The 16783-nt window shown below is 73.1% G+C and carries 19 protein-coding genes; 12 read left to right on the top strand and 7 right to left on the bottom strand.

What is annotated here, in order from left to right:
• Positions 1 to 38: 38 nt before the first annotated feature.
• The gene (locus H9641_RS05240) at positions 39 to 839 is read left to right on the top strand and encodes a methyltransferase domain-containing protein (protein WP_191801666.1); all 801 of its coding nucleotides are present in this window, start codon (positions 39 to 41) and stop codon (positions 837 to 839) included.
• 37 nt (positions 840 to 876) lie between these two features.
• On the opposite strand, the gene H9641_RS05235 is transcribed toward H9641_RS05240, so the two are convergent.
• A complete protein-coding gene (locus H9641_RS05235) occupies positions 877 to 1476 on the bottom strand; it encodes a TetR/AcrR family transcriptional regulator (protein ID WP_318244387.1) in 600 nt (199 codons plus the stop codon).
• A 55-nt stretch (positions 1477 to 1531) separates the two neighbouring features.
• Between H9641_RS05235 and H9641_RS05230 the strand changes: the two genes are divergently transcribed.
• From H9641_RS05230 to H9641_RS20890, 6 genes are all read left to right on the top strand, one after another.
• Complete coding sequence (locus tag H9641_RS05230) at positions 1532 to 2293, top strand: SDR family oxidoreductase (RefSeq protein ID WP_191801664.1); 762 nt, start codon at positions 1532 to 1534, stop codon at positions 2291 to 2293.
• Positions 2294 to 2425: 132 nt separating this feature from the next.
• Positions 2426 to 3064: an SRPBCC family protein gene (locus H9641_RS05225; RefSeq protein ID WP_191801662.1), complete on the top strand. Its 639-nt coding sequence runs from the start codon at positions 2426 to 2428 to the stop codon at positions 3062 to 3064.
• A gap of 79 nt (positions 3065 to 3143) precedes the next feature.
• Complete coding sequence (gene arfB, locus H9641_RS05220; protein ID WP_056654194.1) at positions 3144 to 3581, top strand: alternative ribosome rescue aminoacyl-tRNA hydrolase ArfB; 438 nt, start codon at positions 3144 to 3146, stop codon at positions 3579 to 3581.
• A 192-nt stretch (positions 3582 to 3773) separates the two neighbouring features.
• The gene (locus tag H9641_RS05215) at positions 3774 to 3983 is read left to right on the top strand and encodes a type II toxin-antitoxin system HicA family toxin (protein ID WP_191801660.1); all 210 of its coding nucleotides are present in this window, start codon (positions 3774 to 3776) and stop codon (positions 3981 to 3983) included.
• A 14-nt stretch (positions 3984 to 3997) separates the two neighbouring features.
• Positions 3998 to 4378 (top strand): hypothetical protein, encoded by a 381-nt coding sequence (locus H9641_RS05210; RefSeq protein ID WP_056654201.1) that lies wholly within the window; start codon positions 3998 to 4000, stop codon positions 4376 to 4378.
• Positions 4379 to 4446: 68 nt separating this feature from the next.
• Complete coding sequence (locus H9641_RS20890) at positions 4447 to 4584, top strand: helix-turn-helix domain-containing protein (RefSeq protein ID WP_225220028.1); 138 nt, start codon at positions 4447 to 4449, stop codon at positions 4582 to 4584.
• A 167-nt stretch (positions 4585 to 4751) separates the two neighbouring features.
• On the opposite strand, the gene H9641_RS05200 is transcribed toward H9641_RS20890, so the two are convergent.
• Entirely contained in the window at positions 4752 to 5561 is an 810-nt protein-coding gene (locus tag H9641_RS05200; protein WP_191801656.1) for an LppX_LprAFG lipoprotein, read from the bottom strand.
• Between the two features lie 266 nt (positions 5562 to 5827).
• Between H9641_RS05200 and H9641_RS05195 the strand changes: the two genes are divergently transcribed.
• Both H9641_RS05195 and H9641_RS20635 read left to right on the top strand, forming a co-directional pair.
• Positions 5828 to 6649 (top strand): mechanosensitive ion channel family protein, encoded by an 822-nt coding sequence (locus tag H9641_RS05195; RefSeq protein WP_191801647.1) that lies wholly within the window; start codon positions 5828 to 5830, stop codon positions 6647 to 6649.
• Between the two features lie 72 nt (positions 6650 to 6721).
• On the top strand, positions 6722 to 7672 hold the full coding sequence (locus H9641_RS20635) for a quinone oxidoreductase family protein (protein ID WP_191801646.1): 951 nt from the start codon (positions 6722 to 6724) through the stop codon (positions 7670 to 7672).
• A gap of 121 nt (positions 7673 to 7793) precedes the next feature.
• Here H9641_RS20635 and H9641_RS05185 read toward each other — a convergent pair whose 3' ends face one another.
• The gene (locus tag H9641_RS05185) at positions 7794 to 8684 is read right to left on the bottom strand and encodes a pentapeptide repeat-containing protein (protein WP_191801644.1); all 891 of its coding nucleotides are present in this window, start codon (positions 8682 to 8684) and stop codon (positions 7794 to 7796) included.
• 223 nt (positions 8685 to 8907) lie between these two features.
• On the opposite strand from H9641_RS05185, the gene H9641_RS05180 reads away from it, so the two are divergent.
• The 3 genes from H9641_RS05180 (at position 8908) to H9641_RS05170 (ending at position 11836) form a co-directional block, all read left to right on the top strand.
• A complete protein-coding gene (locus H9641_RS05180; protein ID WP_191801642.1) occupies positions 8908 to 9726 on the top strand; it encodes an Lsr2 family DNA-binding protein in 819 nt (272 codons plus the stop codon).
• Positions 9727 to 9935: 209 nt separating this feature from the next.
• Entirely contained in the window at positions 9936 to 11162 is a 1227-nt protein-coding gene (locus H9641_RS05175; RefSeq protein WP_191801641.1) for a sensor histidine kinase, read from the top strand.
• Entirely contained in the window at positions 11153 to 11836 is a 684-nt protein-coding gene (locus H9641_RS05170; protein ID WP_235535498.1) for a response regulator, read from the top strand. Before H9641_RS05175 ends, H9641_RS05170 begins: the two co-directional genes overlap by 10 nt.
• A gap of 30 nt (positions 11837 to 11866) precedes the next feature.
• Here the strand turns inward: H9641_RS05170 and H9641_RS20630 are convergent, their stop codons facing one another.
• From H9641_RS20630 to H9641_RS05150, 4 genes are all read right to left on the bottom strand, one after another.
• Entirely contained in the window at positions 11867 to 13474 is a 1608-nt protein-coding gene (locus H9641_RS20630) for a PP2C family protein-serine/threonine phosphatase (RefSeq protein ID WP_191801640.1), read from the bottom strand.
• A 99-nt stretch (positions 13475 to 13573) separates the two neighbouring features.
• Complete coding sequence (locus H9641_RS05160; protein ID WP_318244386.1) at positions 13574 to 14380, bottom strand: M15 family metallopeptidase; 807 nt, start codon at positions 14378 to 14380, stop codon at positions 13574 to 13576.
• Positions 14381 to 14449: 69 nt separating this feature from the next.
• The gene (locus tag H9641_RS05155; protein ID WP_191801639.1) at positions 14450 to 15103 is read right to left on the bottom strand and encodes a response regulator transcription factor; all 654 of its coding nucleotides are present in this window, start codon (positions 15101 to 15103) and stop codon (positions 14450 to 14452) included.
• The gene (locus tag H9641_RS05150; RefSeq protein ID WP_191801638.1) at positions 15100 to 16734 is read right to left on the bottom strand and encodes a histidine kinase; all 1635 of its coding nucleotides are present in this window, start codon (positions 16732 to 16734) and stop codon (positions 15100 to 15102) included. The genes H9641_RS05155 and H9641_RS05150 overlap by 4 nt, the downstream gene beginning before the upstream one ends.
• Between the last annotated feature and the right edge of the window lie 49 nt (positions 16735 to 16783).

Genomic DNA, 16783 nt, shown 5'->3' with positions numbered 1-16783 from the left:
CCGTGGACAGCGCCGCGCGACCCCGGCAGGATGACCGCGTGAACACCGGCCCCGCACTTGACCCCGAGATCCTCGAGTTCTACTCCGACCGCTACGAGGAGGACACGCGGCTCCAGCGCACCGCCCACGGCCGCCTCGAGCTGCTGCGCACGCGCGAGCTCCTCGATCGGTTCCTCCCCGCTGCACCGGCGCACGTCGTCGACGTCGGCGGCGCCACGGGCGTGCACGCGCGCTGGCTCGCCGAGGCCGGCCACTCGGTCGACCTGATCGACCCGGTGCCCTCGCACGTCGCCCAGGCGGGCGAGATCCCCGGTGTCCGGGCGCAGACCGGCGACGCGCGGGCGCTGCCCTTCGACGACGCGTCGGCCGACGTCGTGCTCCTCCTCGGGCCGCTCTACCACCTGACCGAGCGCCGCGACCGGGTGCTCGCGCTGCGCGAGGCCGCTCGCGTCGCGCGCCCCGGCGGCCTCGTGGTCGCGGCGGCGATCAGCCGCTACGCGGGCCTGCTCGAGCTCGCGGCCCTGGGAGAGGTCTCCGCCGAGAACGAGCCCTCGCTGCGCAGGGCCCTCGAGACCGGCCTGCACGACCCGCGCTCGGGCTTCACGACCGCGTACTTCCACCTCCCCGAGGAGCTCTCGGGCGAGCTCGCCGAGGCCGGCCTCGACGCGGTCACGGTCTACGGGGTCGAGGGGCCCAGTGCTCCGGCGCTCGACAACCTGCCGCTCGACCAGGCCGATCCCCTGCTCGGGTCCGCGATCCGTGCGGCCCGCCTGCTCGAGACCGACCCGGCCATGATCTGCGCGAGCCCGCACTTCCTCGCGGTCGGCCGGGTGGTCTGACGCGCCGGGCCGGCGAGCACGGCTCGGCGAGCTCGTCCTACGCCGCGACGCCCCGCAGCACGTTGTCGACGAGCGCGTCCGCGAAGTCGACCGTGAGCGGGTGGTCGGGCGTGAGCAGCCGGTGGTAGCAGGCACCCCAGAGCTGGTCGACGACGACCTGCGGGTCGGCGTCCGCGCGCATCTGGCCACGCTCCTGCGCGCGCCGCATGACCTCTGCGGCACGTTCGCGCCGCGGCACGGTGTAGTGCTCGAGCAGCGAGGCGCGCAGCTCGGGGTCCGTCTGCGCCTGCCCGATCAGCTCGGCCATGACCCTGCCCGCAGGGGTCTCGGTGAGCAGGCGGACGAACGCGTGGAGCTGCGTGCGCAGGTCGGTCGCGAGGTCGCCCGTGTCGGGGAACGCGAGCGTGGGCTCGACGGTCGCGCGGTAACCGTCGAACGCGAGCGCTCCCTTGGAGGGCCACCACTTGTAGATCGTCATGCGGCTCGCCCCCGCGAGCGTCGCGACCTTCTCGATCGTGAAGGCTGCCATGCCCTCGCGCAGCAGCAGGTCGCCGGCCGCCGCGAGGATCTCCTGACGGACCTCGTCGCTGGGGCGTCGCCCCCGTCCTCGCCGCTTGGCGGGTTCCTCGTTCGCCACCGTGTCCACCTTCCGTCGACCTACATATTGACACACTGTCCATATCCAGCGTTATATGGATTGCGTGTCCATTAATCAGGAAGTTCACCCGACGAACCGCGTAGCGATCGTCACCGGAGCCTCGGGCGGCATCGGCCGCGCGGTCGCCGAGCGCCTGGCCCAGGACGGCCAGACGGTCGTCGTCGCCTATGCGGGCAACAAGGGCCGGGCGGACGAGGTCGTCGCGACGATCCGCGCCGCAGGCGGCACCGCGACAGCCTTCCAGGCGGACGTGGCCGACGAGCAGCAGGTCGCCGCGCTCTTCGCGCACGCCGAGACCGAGCACGGGGGAGCCGACGTCGTGGTGCACACGGCCGGCGTCATGCTCCTCGCGCCGCTCGTCGAGCTCGACCTCGACGACTTCGACCGCATGGTGCGGACGAACGTGCGCGGGACGTTCGTCGTCCTGCGCGAGGCTGCGCGTCGGGTCAGGGAGGGTGGGGCGATCGTCAGCTTCTCGTCGTCGGTCACCCGCCTCGCCTTCCCGACCTACAGCGCCTATGCCGCGACCAAGGGGGCGGTCGACGCGGCCACGGCCGTCGTGGCCAAGGAGATGCGCGGGCGCGACGTGACGGTCAACGCCGTGGCGCCCGGCCCCACGGCGACCCCGCTGTTCCTCGACGGAAAGTCGGACGAGCAGGTCGCGGGCCTGGCGAAGGCCGCGCCCCTCGAACGTCTGGGGACGCCGGTCGACATCGCCGAGGTCGTCTCGTTCCTCGCCGGCCCGGCGCGCTGGGTCAACGGTCAGGTCCTGTACGCCAACGGTGGGATCGCCTGACGGGAGCGACGACGTGCGCCGGCCTCCGGCGACCTCCGAGCGTGCTTGTGCAATTCGTCACAAGCTCCCACGGTAGCGCCCGGAGATGGGACGATCGAGACAGATCGAGGTCCCGCACCGGAGGAGGACGCCATGAGACCGCTCGTCAGAAGGACGGTCGCGACAGCAGCCGTGCTCGGGGCCCTGCTCCTGACCCGGCGTCTGACCATGACCTGGGGGACGAGGGACGGCGAACCGTCCGACGTGCTCCCGGGCGACGAGATCGTCCCGCAGGCCGAGGTCGTCGCGACCCGGGCGGTCAGCATCGACGCCCCGCCGCGCGAGGTGTGGCGCTGGCTCGTCCAGCTCGGTCAGGGCCGGGGTGGCTTCTACAGCTACGAGTGGCTCGAGAACCTCGTCGGCTGCGACATCCAGAACGCCGACCGGATCGACCCGCAGTGGCAGCGCCTCGCGGTGGGGGACGACGTCCGGCTGCACCCCGACCTCGGGCTGCGCGTCGCCGCGATGGTCCCCGAGCATCACCTGGTGCTGCGCGGTGCCGTCCCGGTCGGCGCGTCCGCCCCGCCGTACGACTTCAGCTGGTCGTTCGTGCTGCGCCCGGGACCGGGCGGCGGCACGCGCCTGGTCGTGCGCGAGCGCTACGGCTACACGCGCTGGTGGGCGGGCGCGATCGTCGAACCCGTCCAGCCCGTGAGCTTCGTCATGAGCGCCCGCATGCTGCGCGGGATCCGTGACCGTGCCGAGGTGCGCGTGGGCGCGGCGAGCGCCTGAGGCGAGCGGCGCCGTCGGGCAGGACGCGCGTCCTGGTGACGAGGACGCCGAGCCCCGCCCGAACCGGGATGATGGTCTCGTGTCCGTCGCCCCGCACCGAGGTCTCGCGGTGAGCCCTGCCCTGACGATCCCCGAGGGTGAGCTCGCGTGGCGGTTCTCGCGCGCCTCGGGCCCGGGCGGCCAGGGCGTCAACACCACGGACTCGCGCGTCGAGCTCTCGTGGGACGTCGCCGCGTCGGTCGTCCTGAGCGACTCTCAGCGGACCCGCCTGCGCGAGCGCCTCGACAAGCGGCTCGTCGGCGACGTGCTCACGGTCGTGGCCTCCGAGCACCGCGAACAGCTCCGCAACCGAGCGGCCGCCCGCACCCGGCTCGCGGCGCTCGTCGCCGAGGGCCTCGCCCCGCCCGCGCGCCAGCGGCGAGCGACGCGCCCTACGCGCGGCTCGCAGGAGCGTCGCCTCGCGGCGAAGAAGCAGCGCACCACGACCAAGCAGATGCGCCGCCGCCCCATGGACTGACCGGCCCGACGGCGCCACGCGCCCGAGCGTCGACCTCACGGTACGCACGGCGCGCGGACAGCACGACGGCGGTGCGCGGCCGGGAGGGCCGGCGCACCGCCGTCGGGTCCCGATTGGCCCCCGCCCCAGACACGTACGGCGGTTACTAGTCCCCCCTTCACGTGGAGAACAAGAGGGGGGTAGAGTAGAATCGTGCCGAAGCCACAGAAGTACCGTGACGTGATCGAGGCCCTCAAGGCCAACGGCTGGGTACTTCTGCGCGACGGCAAGGGGAGCCACGAGTTGTGGGGGCTGCCGGACGAGAGCCAGAAGGCGTCCATCCCTCGCCACGGCGAGGTCTCGGCCGGGATCGTTGGACAACTGATCAAGAAGCTCGACCAGGCCCCGCAGAACTGGCGATGAAAGGAGCAAGCATCATGAGCAGCACGACCTATCAAGCACAGGTGCGCCGAGACGGCCGGTGGTGGTTCGTCTACGTTCCCGAACTCGACACCGCCGGTCAGGCACGCACCCTGTCAGAAGCCCGCGACGTTGCCCAAGAGGTGATTGGCCTCTACCTCGATATCGAGCCCGAGACCGTGTCCGTGGAACTGGAGATCGAACTCCCCGAAGCAGCACGTGAGCTATGGACCGTCGCCGCCGAACGCGAAGCAGAAGCCCGCGCAGCCGTCGCCGCCGCCGCAGCCATGCGCCGCGAAGCCATCCGAAAGATGACCCACGACGGCATCAGCCAGGCCGACAGCGCCCGCGCCCTCGGCATCAGCCAACAGCGCGTCAGCCAACTCATTCACAGCTAGACAGGCCCACCGACTGTGACCACGTGCCCGGTGGTCATGGACTACCGGGTCTTCGAAGCCACTGCCGCATGCGCGGGAGGATGTCGAAACTCACCCCCGCCCAACAACGCCACGTCCTGGCCCTCCACACCGCCGGTGAACACACCAGCGGCGACGTCGCTGAACTCGTCGGCGTCTCACGCGCCACCATCCAACGGGTTCGTTGACTCTTGACAAGTAGGGGCCGTGGGGCTCTGGCAGTCAAAGACCGGAGCCCCACGGGCTTGCACAAGCGACTACAGCGGCCACATCCACGCTACGTGCGCACAACGGAGACGAGCGCGATCGGGTGCGCGCAACAGCCGAGTCCCAGGGCCTCAGGAGATCGTTCGGATCAGAAGAGCGGCTCGGTCGAGATCTCGTCGGCCGACGGGGCGACGACCTGGAGGTCCTCGCCCCAGTTGGAGAACGTCATCTCCATGCTCGTGCCCATGACGTCCATGACGACCTTGCGCATGAGGTCGTCGGCGTCGACCCAGTACTGGTAGGTCAGGGTCTCGGGGAGGGCCGTGCCCGCGGCGTCGGCCTGCTCCTTGATCGAACCCGTGAGCTTGGTCGTGTCGACCACGACCGTGTACTGCTGGGCCTTGACGCCGTCGATGTCGACCGGCTCGCCCTCCTTCTCGACACTCGTGATCGCGCCCTCGAGCGCCTCGACGCTCGCCGCGGGGTCCATCTGCTCGGTCAGGCCCTCGAACGACGAGGCCATGGGGTTGGACTCGTCCGCAGGGTCGATCGCGACGAACTTGTTCTGGCTGAGCTCGCCCATGTTCATGTAGAAGATGCCGTCGACGAACCGGACCTGCATCTCGCCCGAGCCGGGCACCGTCATGGTCATGGCGAGGTTCTGCGACCCGTCCGTGAAGACGATGTCACCCGTCATGTCCATGCTCGTGCCCTGGACCTCGGTCGTGGTCGCCATCGAGACGCTGCCGGCCGCGATCTGCGCGTCGGTGATGCGCTGGACGAAGTTCTCGGCCGTGAGGTCCGACGAGGCCTTCTCGGCAGGAGCCTTGTCCGACTCGGACGAGGCGGAGGCGGAGGACGACGAGGCGGGCGCGTCCGTGCCGGACGAGCAGGCGGCGAGGCCGAGGACCCCGACGGAGGCGACGGACAGGACGGCGATACCGCGGACGAGACGCACGAAGAAGGCTCCCTCAAGGGTGGTGGGGTGGTGTGGCGTGGGGCCACCTCTCCACTCTCCGTGGTGGGCGGACGTTGCGCAATGGGGAGTTGTCCCCCGGAGGGATGATCTTTGCCCCCGACGCGGTCCGCCCCGCGGAGCGGGTCCCCGGGTCCCGGTCCGGATGCCGAGCCCCTCCCACGGTGCGAGCATCGACGTGGCGCGTGCCGCCGTCAGGCCCGTGGGGCAGGGCGGACACCGCGCCCCGACGCCCCGGGAGGAGCCGCGTGATCGACACCGTGACGAGCTGGTTCTCCGGCAGCGACATCACCGGGTGGGACGTCCTGTTCGCGGTGCTCGCGGTGCTCGGCGCCTGGATCCTGTCGCGCCTGTCCCGCAAGGCGATCCTTGCGATCGGCGCCCGCACCAAGGGGCTCTCGCCGCAGCTCCTCGCGGTCGCGACCCGCGTGGTGCACTACTTCCTGCTCCTCGTGGGGATCGGGCTGGCGCTGGCGTTCCTGGGCTTCCGTACCGAGCCGATCCTCGGCGCGGTGATCGTCGTCGTGATCGTCGCCGTCCTCGCGCTGCGGGGGATCGCGGACAACTTCGGCGCCGCGATCATCCTCCAGACCCGCATGCCCGTGCGCCTGGGCGACGAGATCGAGTCGATGGACTGGACGGGCGTCGTCAAGGAGCTCAACGGCCGGTCGGTCGTCATCCGCACGGTCGACGGGCGCGAGGTCCACCTGCCCAACGCCGCGGTGCTCGCGGCCCCGCTCGTCAACCACTCGGTGCTGGGCGCACGCCGCGCCACGGTCGAGGTGCGGCTCGGCGACGCGCTGCCCGACGAGGTCGCGACCAGCGTCCTGCACGCGGTCGGTGCGGCGCGCGGCGTCCACAAGCGGCCCGCCCCGGAGTTCCTGACGGTCTCGGTCGAGCCCGCCCGGACGACCGTCCACGTCCGCTACTGGCACGCGCCCACGACCGAGCCGCACGTGACGTCGGCGGTCGTCGCGGCCATCGGCGAGGCGCTGCGCGACCGCCCCGGCGAGTGGGCCGTCACGGGTCAGGTGCCCGCACCGCCGCTCGTCCCGCCCGCGCCCGTCTGACGGGCGTCGTGCTCGCACCCGCCGACCGGGCGGGCGTCGGACCCGTCCAGCAACCGAGAGTGAGGACCCACCGTGCACGCCGCCCTCGTCACGTCGTTCGACCAGCCCCCGCAGTACACGGAAGTCCCGGACCCCGTGCCCGGACCGGGCGAGGTCCTGGTGCACGTCCTCGCCGCGGGCCTGCACCCGCGTGTCCGGTCGGGGGCCGCCGGCACCCACTACACGAGCGACGGCGCGCTGCCGCTCGTCCCCGGGTTCGACGGCGTCGGCCGCACCGACGACGGCCGTCGGGTGTTCTTCGCGGGCCTCCACGCGCCGCGCGGCAGCATGGCCGAGCTCGTCGCCGTCCCCGAAGGGCGCCTCGTCGAGCTGCCGCCCGGTCTCGACGACGTCACGCTCGCGGCGGCCATGAACCCCGCGATGTCGGCGTGGCTCGCACTGCGGCACCGCGCCGACCTGCAGCCCGGCGAGAGCGTCCTGGTCCTGGGCGCGACGGGCAACGCGGGCCGCCTGGCCGTGCAGCTCGCGCGGCACCTGGGGGCCCGGCGCATCGTGGGCGCGGGGCGTGACGCGACCTCGCTCGAGGTCGTGCGTCGCCTGGGGGCCGACGCGATCGTGCCGCTCACGGCCGACGACGCGGCCGAACGGTTCGCGCGCGAGGCCGCGGACGTCGACGTCGTCGTCGACTACGTCTGGGGAGCCCCGACCGAGCAGGCGCTCGCGGCCGTGACGGGTGCTCGGAGCGATCCCGCCCACCTCCTGCGCTGGGTGCACGTCGGCGCGACCGCAGGGCCCACGATCACGCTGCCGGCGGCGACCCTGCGCAAGACCAACGTGCAGGTCAGCGGGAGCGGGCAGGGCTCGGTGTCGCCCGACGGCATGGTCGGTGCGATCACCGAGCTCGCGACGCTGCTGCCGCAGGTACGGCCCGCGGTCGACGTCGTCGCAGTCCCTCTGCACGAGGTCGCGGCCGCCTGGGAGGCGAGGACCGCGTCGGGCACGCGGGTCGTCCTGGTCCCGTGACGCCCGTCGCTCGTCCCTCGACGAGTCGGCGACGTACGCCAGGTCCGACGGGAGCGGCGCCCCGGGGGGGACTCGCCGCGGACGCCGCTGCGTCGTCGGGCCGTCCTCCTGCCCGACGGCGTCACGCGCGCCGCGCGCGTGACCTCACCACGGGCGGTGCGCCCCAGTGCGCCGGGCGGGTCAGGCCCGCGGGGAGCCGCGTGGTCGCGTCGCCCCGCGCGGCGTCGACCTGGACCTGGGTGAGGAAGAGCGCGTCGGTGAGGTCGGCGCCCGAGAGGTCCGCCCCGCGCAGGTCCGCACCGACGAGGTCGGCGCTGCGCAGGTCCGCGCCCCGCAGGTCCGCCCCCACGAGCAGCGCGCCGCGGAGGCTCGCGCCCCGCAGGTCCGCGCCCTCCAACCGCCGCCCGACCAGGTCCGCACCCCGGCGGTCCGCGCGCCTGCCCCGCGGCTGGTGCACCGAGCGGGCACGGGCCGCCTCGCTCGCGCGCACCAGGAGGGGGTTCACGCCGTCGCGCAGCGCCCCGAGATCTAGGGCGAGCAGCTCGTCCGGTGAGCCGGTGGAGAGGAGGTCGATCCGCTCGACGGCTTGGGTGAGCTCCGCCGCGAGCGACTCGTCGTGGCCCAGCGTCAGCGCCTGGGCCTCGGTGAGGTACCAGAGCAGCTCGTGGACGTGGCGCAGCACGGGCAGCAGCGCGAACATCGACGACCGCACCTCCGGGTGCTCGCGCCAGTCCTGGCCCGCGAAGGTCGAGCGCGAGATCTTCTGGCCCGCGCCGAAGCAGTCGTAGACCGTGCAGCCCACGAACCCGCGCTCACGCAGCTCGGGGTGGATCCCGCAGCTGTGGTCGGGACGCAGGTTCCGGCACGGCTCGCCCGCGTCCTTGTCGATCGGGAAGTCGGCCGAGCGCGTGAACGCCAGCGCCACGCAGCACAGCCCGAAGCAGCTCTCGCAGTCCGCGTGCAGGCCGAGGCGCTCGCGGTCGGCGGCGGGTTGCGCGGTGGTCGGGGGCATGGGGCTCCTGGCGGGTTGCGGGGGTCGTGGTCGATCGGCGGTGCGGGGCGTGCTCGTTCCCAGTACATCGCGCCCCGGGTGCCCGGGTCGAGCGAGCTGTCGAGACGCCGGGCCCGGAGTGCAGCGGGAAGGACATGGGCGCCCGCGGGGCCTTCGTCCGAGATGTGAAAGAGTTGACGCGCGCACATCGGTCGGTGTGGGCATCGTTCGCGGAGAGGTCGTCATGGGTCTGCTGAGCTGGTTCAAGGGTCGTCGGAAGAAGGCGGAGGACGCACCGGTGGTGAGCGTCGCGTCGCTGTTCGACGACGCTCAGAAGACCCCCGTCGCACCGGCCGTCGAGGCGGCGCCCGTCGAGACGCCCGCCGCAGCACCGGCTCCCGCCCCCTCTGCTGCCGTCGAGCCCGCGGCGACGCCCGTCGCCATCGCGGTCCTCGAGCGCGAGGAGGTGCTGGAGTCGGAGGTCGCTGTCGAGGTCGTCGAGGTCGCGACGGTCAAGCCGGTCGAGCCGGCTGCCGAGGTCGCGGAAGCTGCGTCCGAGCCTGCTGAGACGGTCCTCGAGTCCGCGCCCGTCGTGCCGGTCGCCGAGCCGGTCGCCGCGGCGAAGCCCGCCGTGGCCGACGCACCCGTCGAGCCCCAGACCGCTGAGGCCACCGAGGCCACCGAGTCCGACACGGACGTCGCGGCTACCGAGGTCAAGGTCGAGGTCGAGGCGGTTGCTGCCGCAGAGCCCGAGACCACGCCCGAGCCGGCCGAGCCGGTTGCCGCGGAAGCGGCCGAGCAGGCAGGAGAGCCCGTCCTCGAGACGGCGCCCGCCGTCGAGCCTGCCGAGCAGGTCGTCGAGCCCGTCGTCGAGGCTGAGGCCGCCGTCGAGCTCGCGCCCGTCGCCCCCGCGGCACCCAAGAGCACCGCCTACCTGCTGCCGGGCGAGACGACCGCAGCGATCCGCGCGTGGGCCCTCGCGAACGGCCACACCGTGAGCCCCAAGGGCCGCCTGCCCAAGGCGGTCCTCACCGCGTACCGTGCGGCGAACGGCGAGAGCTGACGATCGCGCGCTGAGTGCGGAGTTCTTGCGCGAAACGCCCGGCGTGTCGCGCAAGAACTCCGCACTCACGGGCCAGGCCGCCAGCCGCCAGCCCCGCCGCCCGCCAGGGGTTGCTCCGCCAGGGCCGCCCCCCACTGATCCTTTGGTCTGACGCAGGGTCGTCCCGACTGCCGATGTGCCCCGGCGGGCCGCGCGCATAGTCTCGCGGCATGCCGACCGACACGTACGTCCCCCGCTCCGCCTGGGGCATCCTCTGGCGCCTGGCCGTTGCGCTGGGGGCAGGGTTCCTGACCTTCGGGCTCGTGCTCTCGGACATCCCGGTCGAGCCGACCGCCCGCCAGGGGTTCTTCGTGCTGCTCGACCTCTTCCTGGGTGTCGTCGCGATCGTCCTGATGCCGTTCAGCCGGCACGCGCCCCTGACGATCGCCCTGATCCTCGCGGCACTCTCGGGGTTCTCGGGCTTCGCGCTCGGTGCGGTCTGCATCGTGCTGGTCTCGCTCGCGACGCGCCGCCGCTGGCAGGAGATCGCTGCGGTCGGGATCGTGTGGTTGGCGTCGACGCTCGCGTTCGAGGCCCTGCACCCGACGCTCGACCTCCCGTGGTGGGGTGCGGTCCTCGTGGTGCTCTCGGTGCTCGTCTACGGTCTCCTCGTGGCGATCGGCGTCTCGATCGGCAACCGTCGCGACCTCCTGGTCTCGCTGCGCGAGCGTGCCGAGACGGCCGAGCGCGAGCAGGCCGCGCGGCTCGACCAGGCGCGGACGACCGAGCGCACGCGCATCGCCCGCGAGATGCACGACGTCCTGGCGCACCGCATCTCGCTCGTCGCGATGCACTCCGGGGCGCTCGCGTACCGCACGGACCTCACGCGGGAGGAGACGTCGGCGGCCGCGGCCGTGATCCAGGACAACGCGCACCTCGCGATGACCGAGCTGCGCGAGGTCCTGGGTGTCCTGCGCGAGACCGACGTCCCGGCGGGCGTGCCCGAGCGCCCTCAGCCGACGCTCGACGCCCTGCCCGACCTGCTGGACGAGGTCCGCGGTCTCGGTGGTGGCGACGCCGACGTCGGCTGCGAGATCGCCCCCGCGACGGCCGAGCGGCTCCCGGACCTGCCGGAGCAGACGAGCCGGAGCGCGTACCGGATCCTCCAGGAGTCGCTCACGAACGCGCGCAAGCACGCGCCCGCAGCGCCCGTGCGCGTCGAGATCTCGGGGGAGCCGGGGGAGGGGCTCGTGCTGCGGGTCACCAACCCGCTCGTCACCGTCTGCACTGTCCGCGTGCCCGACGACGGTGCCGCCTCGCGCGCGTCGGGTGCGCCGCCGTCGGGCCTGGGGCTGACCGGGCTCGCCGAGCGCGCCCGCCTCACGGGCGGCGAGCTCCGTGCCGCGCCCGACGGGGCCGGGTCCTTCGTCGTGAGAGCGTGGCTCCCGTGGACGTGACCCCCGAGACCCCCGATCTGGTACCCCTGCGGGTCGTCCTGGTCGACGACGAGACCCTGGTGCGTGCCGGGCTGCGCCTCATCCTGGGCGGCGACCGGTCGATCGAGATCGTGGGTGAGGCCGCCGACGGCGTCGCGGCGGTCGCGGAGATCGCGCGCGCCCGGCCCGACGTCGTCCTCATGGACATCCGGATGCCGCGCCGCGACGGCCTCGCGGCCCTGGAGATCGCGCGCGCTGCGGACCCGGGGCTCAAGGTCATCGTGCTCACGACGTTCGATGCCGACGACATGGTGCTGTCCGCGCTCCGGCTGGGCGCGGCCGGGTTCCTGCTGAAGGACACCCCGCCCGCCGAGCTGGTCGCGGCGGTCCGCCTCGTCGCCGAGGGGCGCTCGATGCTGTCGCCGTCGGTCACGCAGCAGCTCATCGCCGCGGTCGCGCGGGCGCCGGCCGACGACCGCGCGGCCTCCGCGCGCGAGCGCCTGTCGCGCCTGACCGAGCGTGAGCGGGAGGTCGCGGTCGCGATCGGGTCCGGGCTGTCCAACGCGGACATCGCCGCGGCGCTGTTCCTGAGCGTCGCGACCGTCAAGACCCACGTGGGGCGGGTGCTCGACAAGCTCGGGGCCGAGAACCGCGTGCAGGTCGCGATCTGCGTGCACGACGCCGGCCTGGCCTGAGACGCGCGTGCGGCTCGCGCAGCTGCGGCGTCAGGGGACCTCGTAGAGGAGCAGCGCGACGTCGTCGCGCGCGCCGCCGGAGAGGAGCTCGGCGAGCAGCGCGTCCGGGAGGTCGGCCGCGGGGCGCTCCTCGCGGATCGCGAGCGCGACGTCCGCGAGCCGCCGCAGGCCCTCCGAGAGGTGCTCGCCGCGACGCTCGACCAGCCCGTCGGTGTAGAGGATCACGGCGTCACCGCTGTCGAGCTCCGCGGTGGCCTCCTGGCGAGGAAGTATGGTGAGCGCGAGTGGCGTTCCCCGACCGTCGTTGAGCCAGCACGTCTCGGCCTTGTTGACGACGAGCGGCGGCAGGTGACCTGCGGCCGAGTAGGTGATGGTCCGGGCGTTCTCGTCGACGATCGCGCACAGGACGGTCGCGAGCTCGGCCCCGGGCAGCGTCCGAGCGAAGCGGTCGAGGCCCTCGAGCGTCGCGGCCGGACCGAGGTTCTCGAGGAGCAGGGCGCGGCTCGCGCTGCGGAGCTGACCCATGACGGCGGCAGCACGCAGGCCCTTGCCCACGCAGTCGCCGACGACCAGGCCGAACCGCCCGTCCGACAGGTCGACGACGTCGTACCAGTCGCCACCGATGAGCAGGCTGTCATCTGCCGGGCGGTAGCGGGTGTGCCAGCCGGGGGCAGTCGGGTCGTCGGGGAGCATCGCGTCCTGGAGCGCGTTGGCGACCGTGCGCAGCTCGTCGACCTGGCGGATCTGGGCGAGCGTGCTGCTCAGCGCCGTGCCCACCGCGGATGCCACGAGCTGGAGGAACGAGCGCTGGGCGTCGTCGTCGGGCCGGTGCGGGTTGCCCTCGAGGACGATCACGCCCGCGGCGACCCGGTCGCGCGTCGCCGCGAGGGGAGCGACCAGAGCACTGCCGACGTGGTCGAGCCGGCGCCGGTCGGCGACCTCGCGCAGGACGTGCGGTGGGACCGACTCGTCGTGCCGCTCGTGCGTCGAGGCGAAGGGCACGAGCCCGGCCGAGCTGTCCAGGTAGAGGTCTGCGCGGGTCACGTCCTGGCTGCGTCCGAGCACGGCCACCGTCGCGGCCGCGAGCTCGTCCACGTCGCCCTGCAGCCGCTGGAGCGCAGCGGTCAGCGTGCCGAGGGTCTGGAGGCGCCGGGCGTCGACCACGTGGTCGGTGGTCTCGGTCGCGACGTCCATGACGCCGCAGATCGTGCCCTCCTCGTCGCGCAGCGGGCTGTAGGAGAATGTGAAGGCCGTCTCCTCGTCGTACCCCGAGCGGTTCATGAGGAGGGGCTGGTCCTTGGACCACGTGGGGATGCCCGTGGCGAGGACCGAGTCGAACAACGGCTCGATGTCGGGCCAGATCTCGGCCCACACGATGCTCGCCGGTGAGCCCATCGCGGACGGGTGCTTGTCCTCGCCGAGCATGGGACGGTAGCCGTCGTTGTAGATCATCAGGAGCTCGGGGCCCCAGGCGATGAAGATGGGGAAGCGCGTGCTGAAGCACAGCCGCACGGCGGCGCGCAGGGTCTTGGGCCAGGTGTCGGGCGCGCCGATCGAGGTGGCGGACCAGTCGATCGACCGGGCCAGCTCACCGCTCTCGGTGCCCTGGGTGGCCAGGTCGAACCAGTCGGAACTCACGGCTCATCGTAAGAGCCATCTGCCGATGTGCGTGCATCGTCGGGCGGCCGGCCTTCTGCACGGTCCGGGCGCAGGGACGATCGAGTGCCCGTGAGGACGTCATGTCCCGGTCGTCGAGAAGTGCTGATGGTCGACCGGCCCGGTCCAGTACCCGCCCCACTGCCACCCGGCGGCCAGAAACGCGCGGACCGTGGCGTCGTCGGGCGCGATCACGCCTGCGACCGCAGGGCGCGACGCGAACTCGGCTCCTGCAGGCGGCTCGACCGCGTCGCCCGAGACCCACGGGTTCTCGACCGGGTTGAGGTCCAGGGCGCGGCCGTACGCGTGCTCGGACCACCGGTCCGTGCCCGCGACCGGGCGGCAGTTGAACGCCGAGGTGTTGTCGGCAGCCATCGAGGCGTCGTCGTCGCCCCCGAAGTCGTCGACGAGCCGCATCGACCGGATCGGGTAGCCCGTGTCGAACAGGTCGTGGAACACCTCGACGACACCGTCCGCGACGTCGGCGTGCACGACGAGCTCGCCCGTCGCGACACCCCCTTCGAACGTCCGGTGGGACACGGTCAGGTAGCGCAGGTCGGCGAGCGCGACGGGGCAGCCCTCGCGCCACGACGTGGGCGTCATGCGCTCTGCGAGCTCGGGAGTGACCGGCCCGACGGCGGCGCTGAACTCGGGCACGCCGGGTTCCGGTGACGCGGTGGTCGGCTCGGGAAGGGCCTGCGGCGCCGGGGGCGAGTGCTTCGAGGGGGTGGGCGTCGGTGCGGTGCTGCCCGCCGAGGGCACGCTCGGCGCGGCCGAGGTGCTGGTCGGCGGAGGATTGCCCGCGACGCACCCGCTCAGCGCGCCCAGGAGCAGCCCGCCGCCCATGAGGACGGCGACCCGCGACCTGCCAGAGGACGTGCGGCGCACCCGGCTAGTATCGACGTGGGCGGCCGCCCCGCACCAGGGCTCGGGACCCGGCGCGGCGCGGCGTCGAGGTCAGGCTCGCTCCGACAGCCCGACCAGCCCCGACTCGTACGCCGCGATCACGAGCTGCACCCGGTCGCGGCACGCGAGCTTGCGCAGCACCTCGGAGACGTGCGACTTCACGGTCTGCTCGGTGATGAACAGCTCGGCACCGATCTCCGCGTTCGACAGCCCGCGGGCGACCGTGAGCAGCACCTCGCGCTCGCGGCCCGTGAGGTTCTCGATCCCGGGGGCGGCCCGGGTAGTGCGCTGCGCGAAGTCGCCCACCAGGCGGCGGGTGACGGTCGGGCCCAGGAGCGTCGAGCCCTCCGCGACGAGACGCACACCCTCGACCAGGCGCGGTGCCGGGGTGTCCTTGAGCAGGAACCCCGACGCCCCGGCCTGGAGCGCGTCGAACACGTACTCGTCGAGGTCGAACGTCGTGAGGATGAGGACGCTCGTGCCGGGGTGGCGTGCGCAGATCTCGGCCGTCGCGGCGATCCCGTCCATGACGGGCATGCGCACGTCCACGACAGCGACGTCGGGCCGGTGGGCGGCGACGACGTCGAGCAGCTCGGCCCCGTTCCCCGCCGACCCGACGACGTCGATGTCGTCGGCCGCGTCGAGGATCGCGGCGAAGCCGTAGCGGACCACGGGCTGGTCGTCGGCGACCACGACGCGGGTCATGCGCCGGTCCCGTCGGGTGCGACGGTCCCGTGGGGCATGTCGGGCGCGGACGCGTCGCTCGATGTGGCGAGCGTCGTAGGCGTGGTCATTGTGAGCTCCGGGGCGCCGACGTGCTCCGGTGCGTGGACCGGCAGCGAGACCTCGACGACGAACGAGCCGTCCTCCTCGCCCGCGGTGAGCGAGCCACCGATCGACTCGACGCGCTCGCGCATCCCGAGCAGCCCGCGGCCGGGGGCGGCGGGCGAGGTGCGGGGGACCAGGGGGTTGGAGATGCGGGCGGTCAGCGTGGCCGAGGCGCTGTGGGTGCCGGTGGTGCTGTCGGTGCCGGAGGTGCCGGTGGGCTCGGCGTTAGCGGTGGTGCCGGTGGTGCCGGTGGGCTCAGGGGGAGCGGTGTCGGCTGCGGCGTCGGACGCACCGGTGGGTTGGTGGGAGCCCGCCAGCGGGGACTCGTTGTCAGAAATTGCCCGGGGTATCGCCCGGCTCAGTTCTGACAACTGGTCCGTGCCCGACGGCGCCGCTCCCGTCCCGAGCGTCAGCGTCACCGGCTGCCCCGGGGCGTGGCGACGCGCGTTCGTGAGCGACTCCTGGACCGCGCGGTAGAGCACGAGACCCTGGGCCGACGGCAGCACCGGCAGGTCACCGACGACCCTCACCTGCTGCCCGGCCGAGCGGGCGGCGTCCACGAGCGCCACGATGTCACCGGACCCAGGTTGCGGGGCCCGGTCGGCACCCTCGGTGCGTTGCAGCACCCCGAGCACCTGGCGCAGCTCTCCCAGCGCGTGCCGGGCGTCGTCGGCGATCTCCGCGAGCACGACCCGGGACTCGGCGTCGATCGACGGGTGCACGTACGGTGCCGACTCCGCGCGGACGGCGACGAGCGAGATGTGGTGCGCGACGACGTCGTGCAGGTCGTGCGCGATCCGGGCCCGCTCGAGCGCGACGGTCTCGACCTCGTGCGCCTGCTCGGACGCGCGGTCGGCGGCGGTGGCGCGGAGCGCGGCGCGGTTGCCCGTGCCGGCTGCGGCGCTGATCGCGACGGCCGCGATGCTGGCTGCCGCATACAGGACGAAGGTGATCGCGGTGTCCCCGCGATCGGGGCCTGCGGTCACGGGCCCGACCGGGAGGAGCGCCACGACCGGGAACGCGCAGTATGCAGCCGCGACGAGCAGCGTCAGCCCGAATGGCAGGGCGGCCCGCTTGATGCCGTCGTAGGCGGCGGCCACCGCGATCGCGAGAAGTGCGAGCCACCACGACCAGACGAACATCCCGATGACGGGGACGACCAGGAAGGGCCATCCGGCGAGCAGGCAGGCCAGGGCTGTCGCACGGCGGGAGACGAGGACTCCCACGATCGCGCTGAGGATCCCCAGGTACACGACGGGACTCATGTTCGGCAGGGTGGTCAGGTCATCGTCCCAGAGCCCGGTGGCCCCGTAGGACGAGTACATCGGGGTGTAGATCGTGAACAGCCCTACGAGCAGCGCGAGCACGCCGGGGAAGACCCAGCCGCGCCGGCCCGCTCGCTCGCTTCCGGGACTGGCTCCGGTCGCCCGAGGGCGTCCGGGTTCGCGGTCTGGACCGGAGGACGGCGGCGGGGCGGTGGACCCGGGGGCCCGGGCGGCGATGACCATGCGGACGATTCTTGCGGGTCCGCACTGGGGCGCGGCACCGGCCCGCGAC

Source organism: Oerskovia merdavium, assembly GCF_014836755.1.
In the GTDB taxonomy this organism is placed as follows: domain Bacteria; phylum Actinomycetota; class Actinomycetes; order Actinomycetales; family Cellulomonadaceae; genus Oerskovia; species Oerskovia merdavium.
This window is presented reverse-complemented; position numbering and strand designations above follow the sequence as displayed.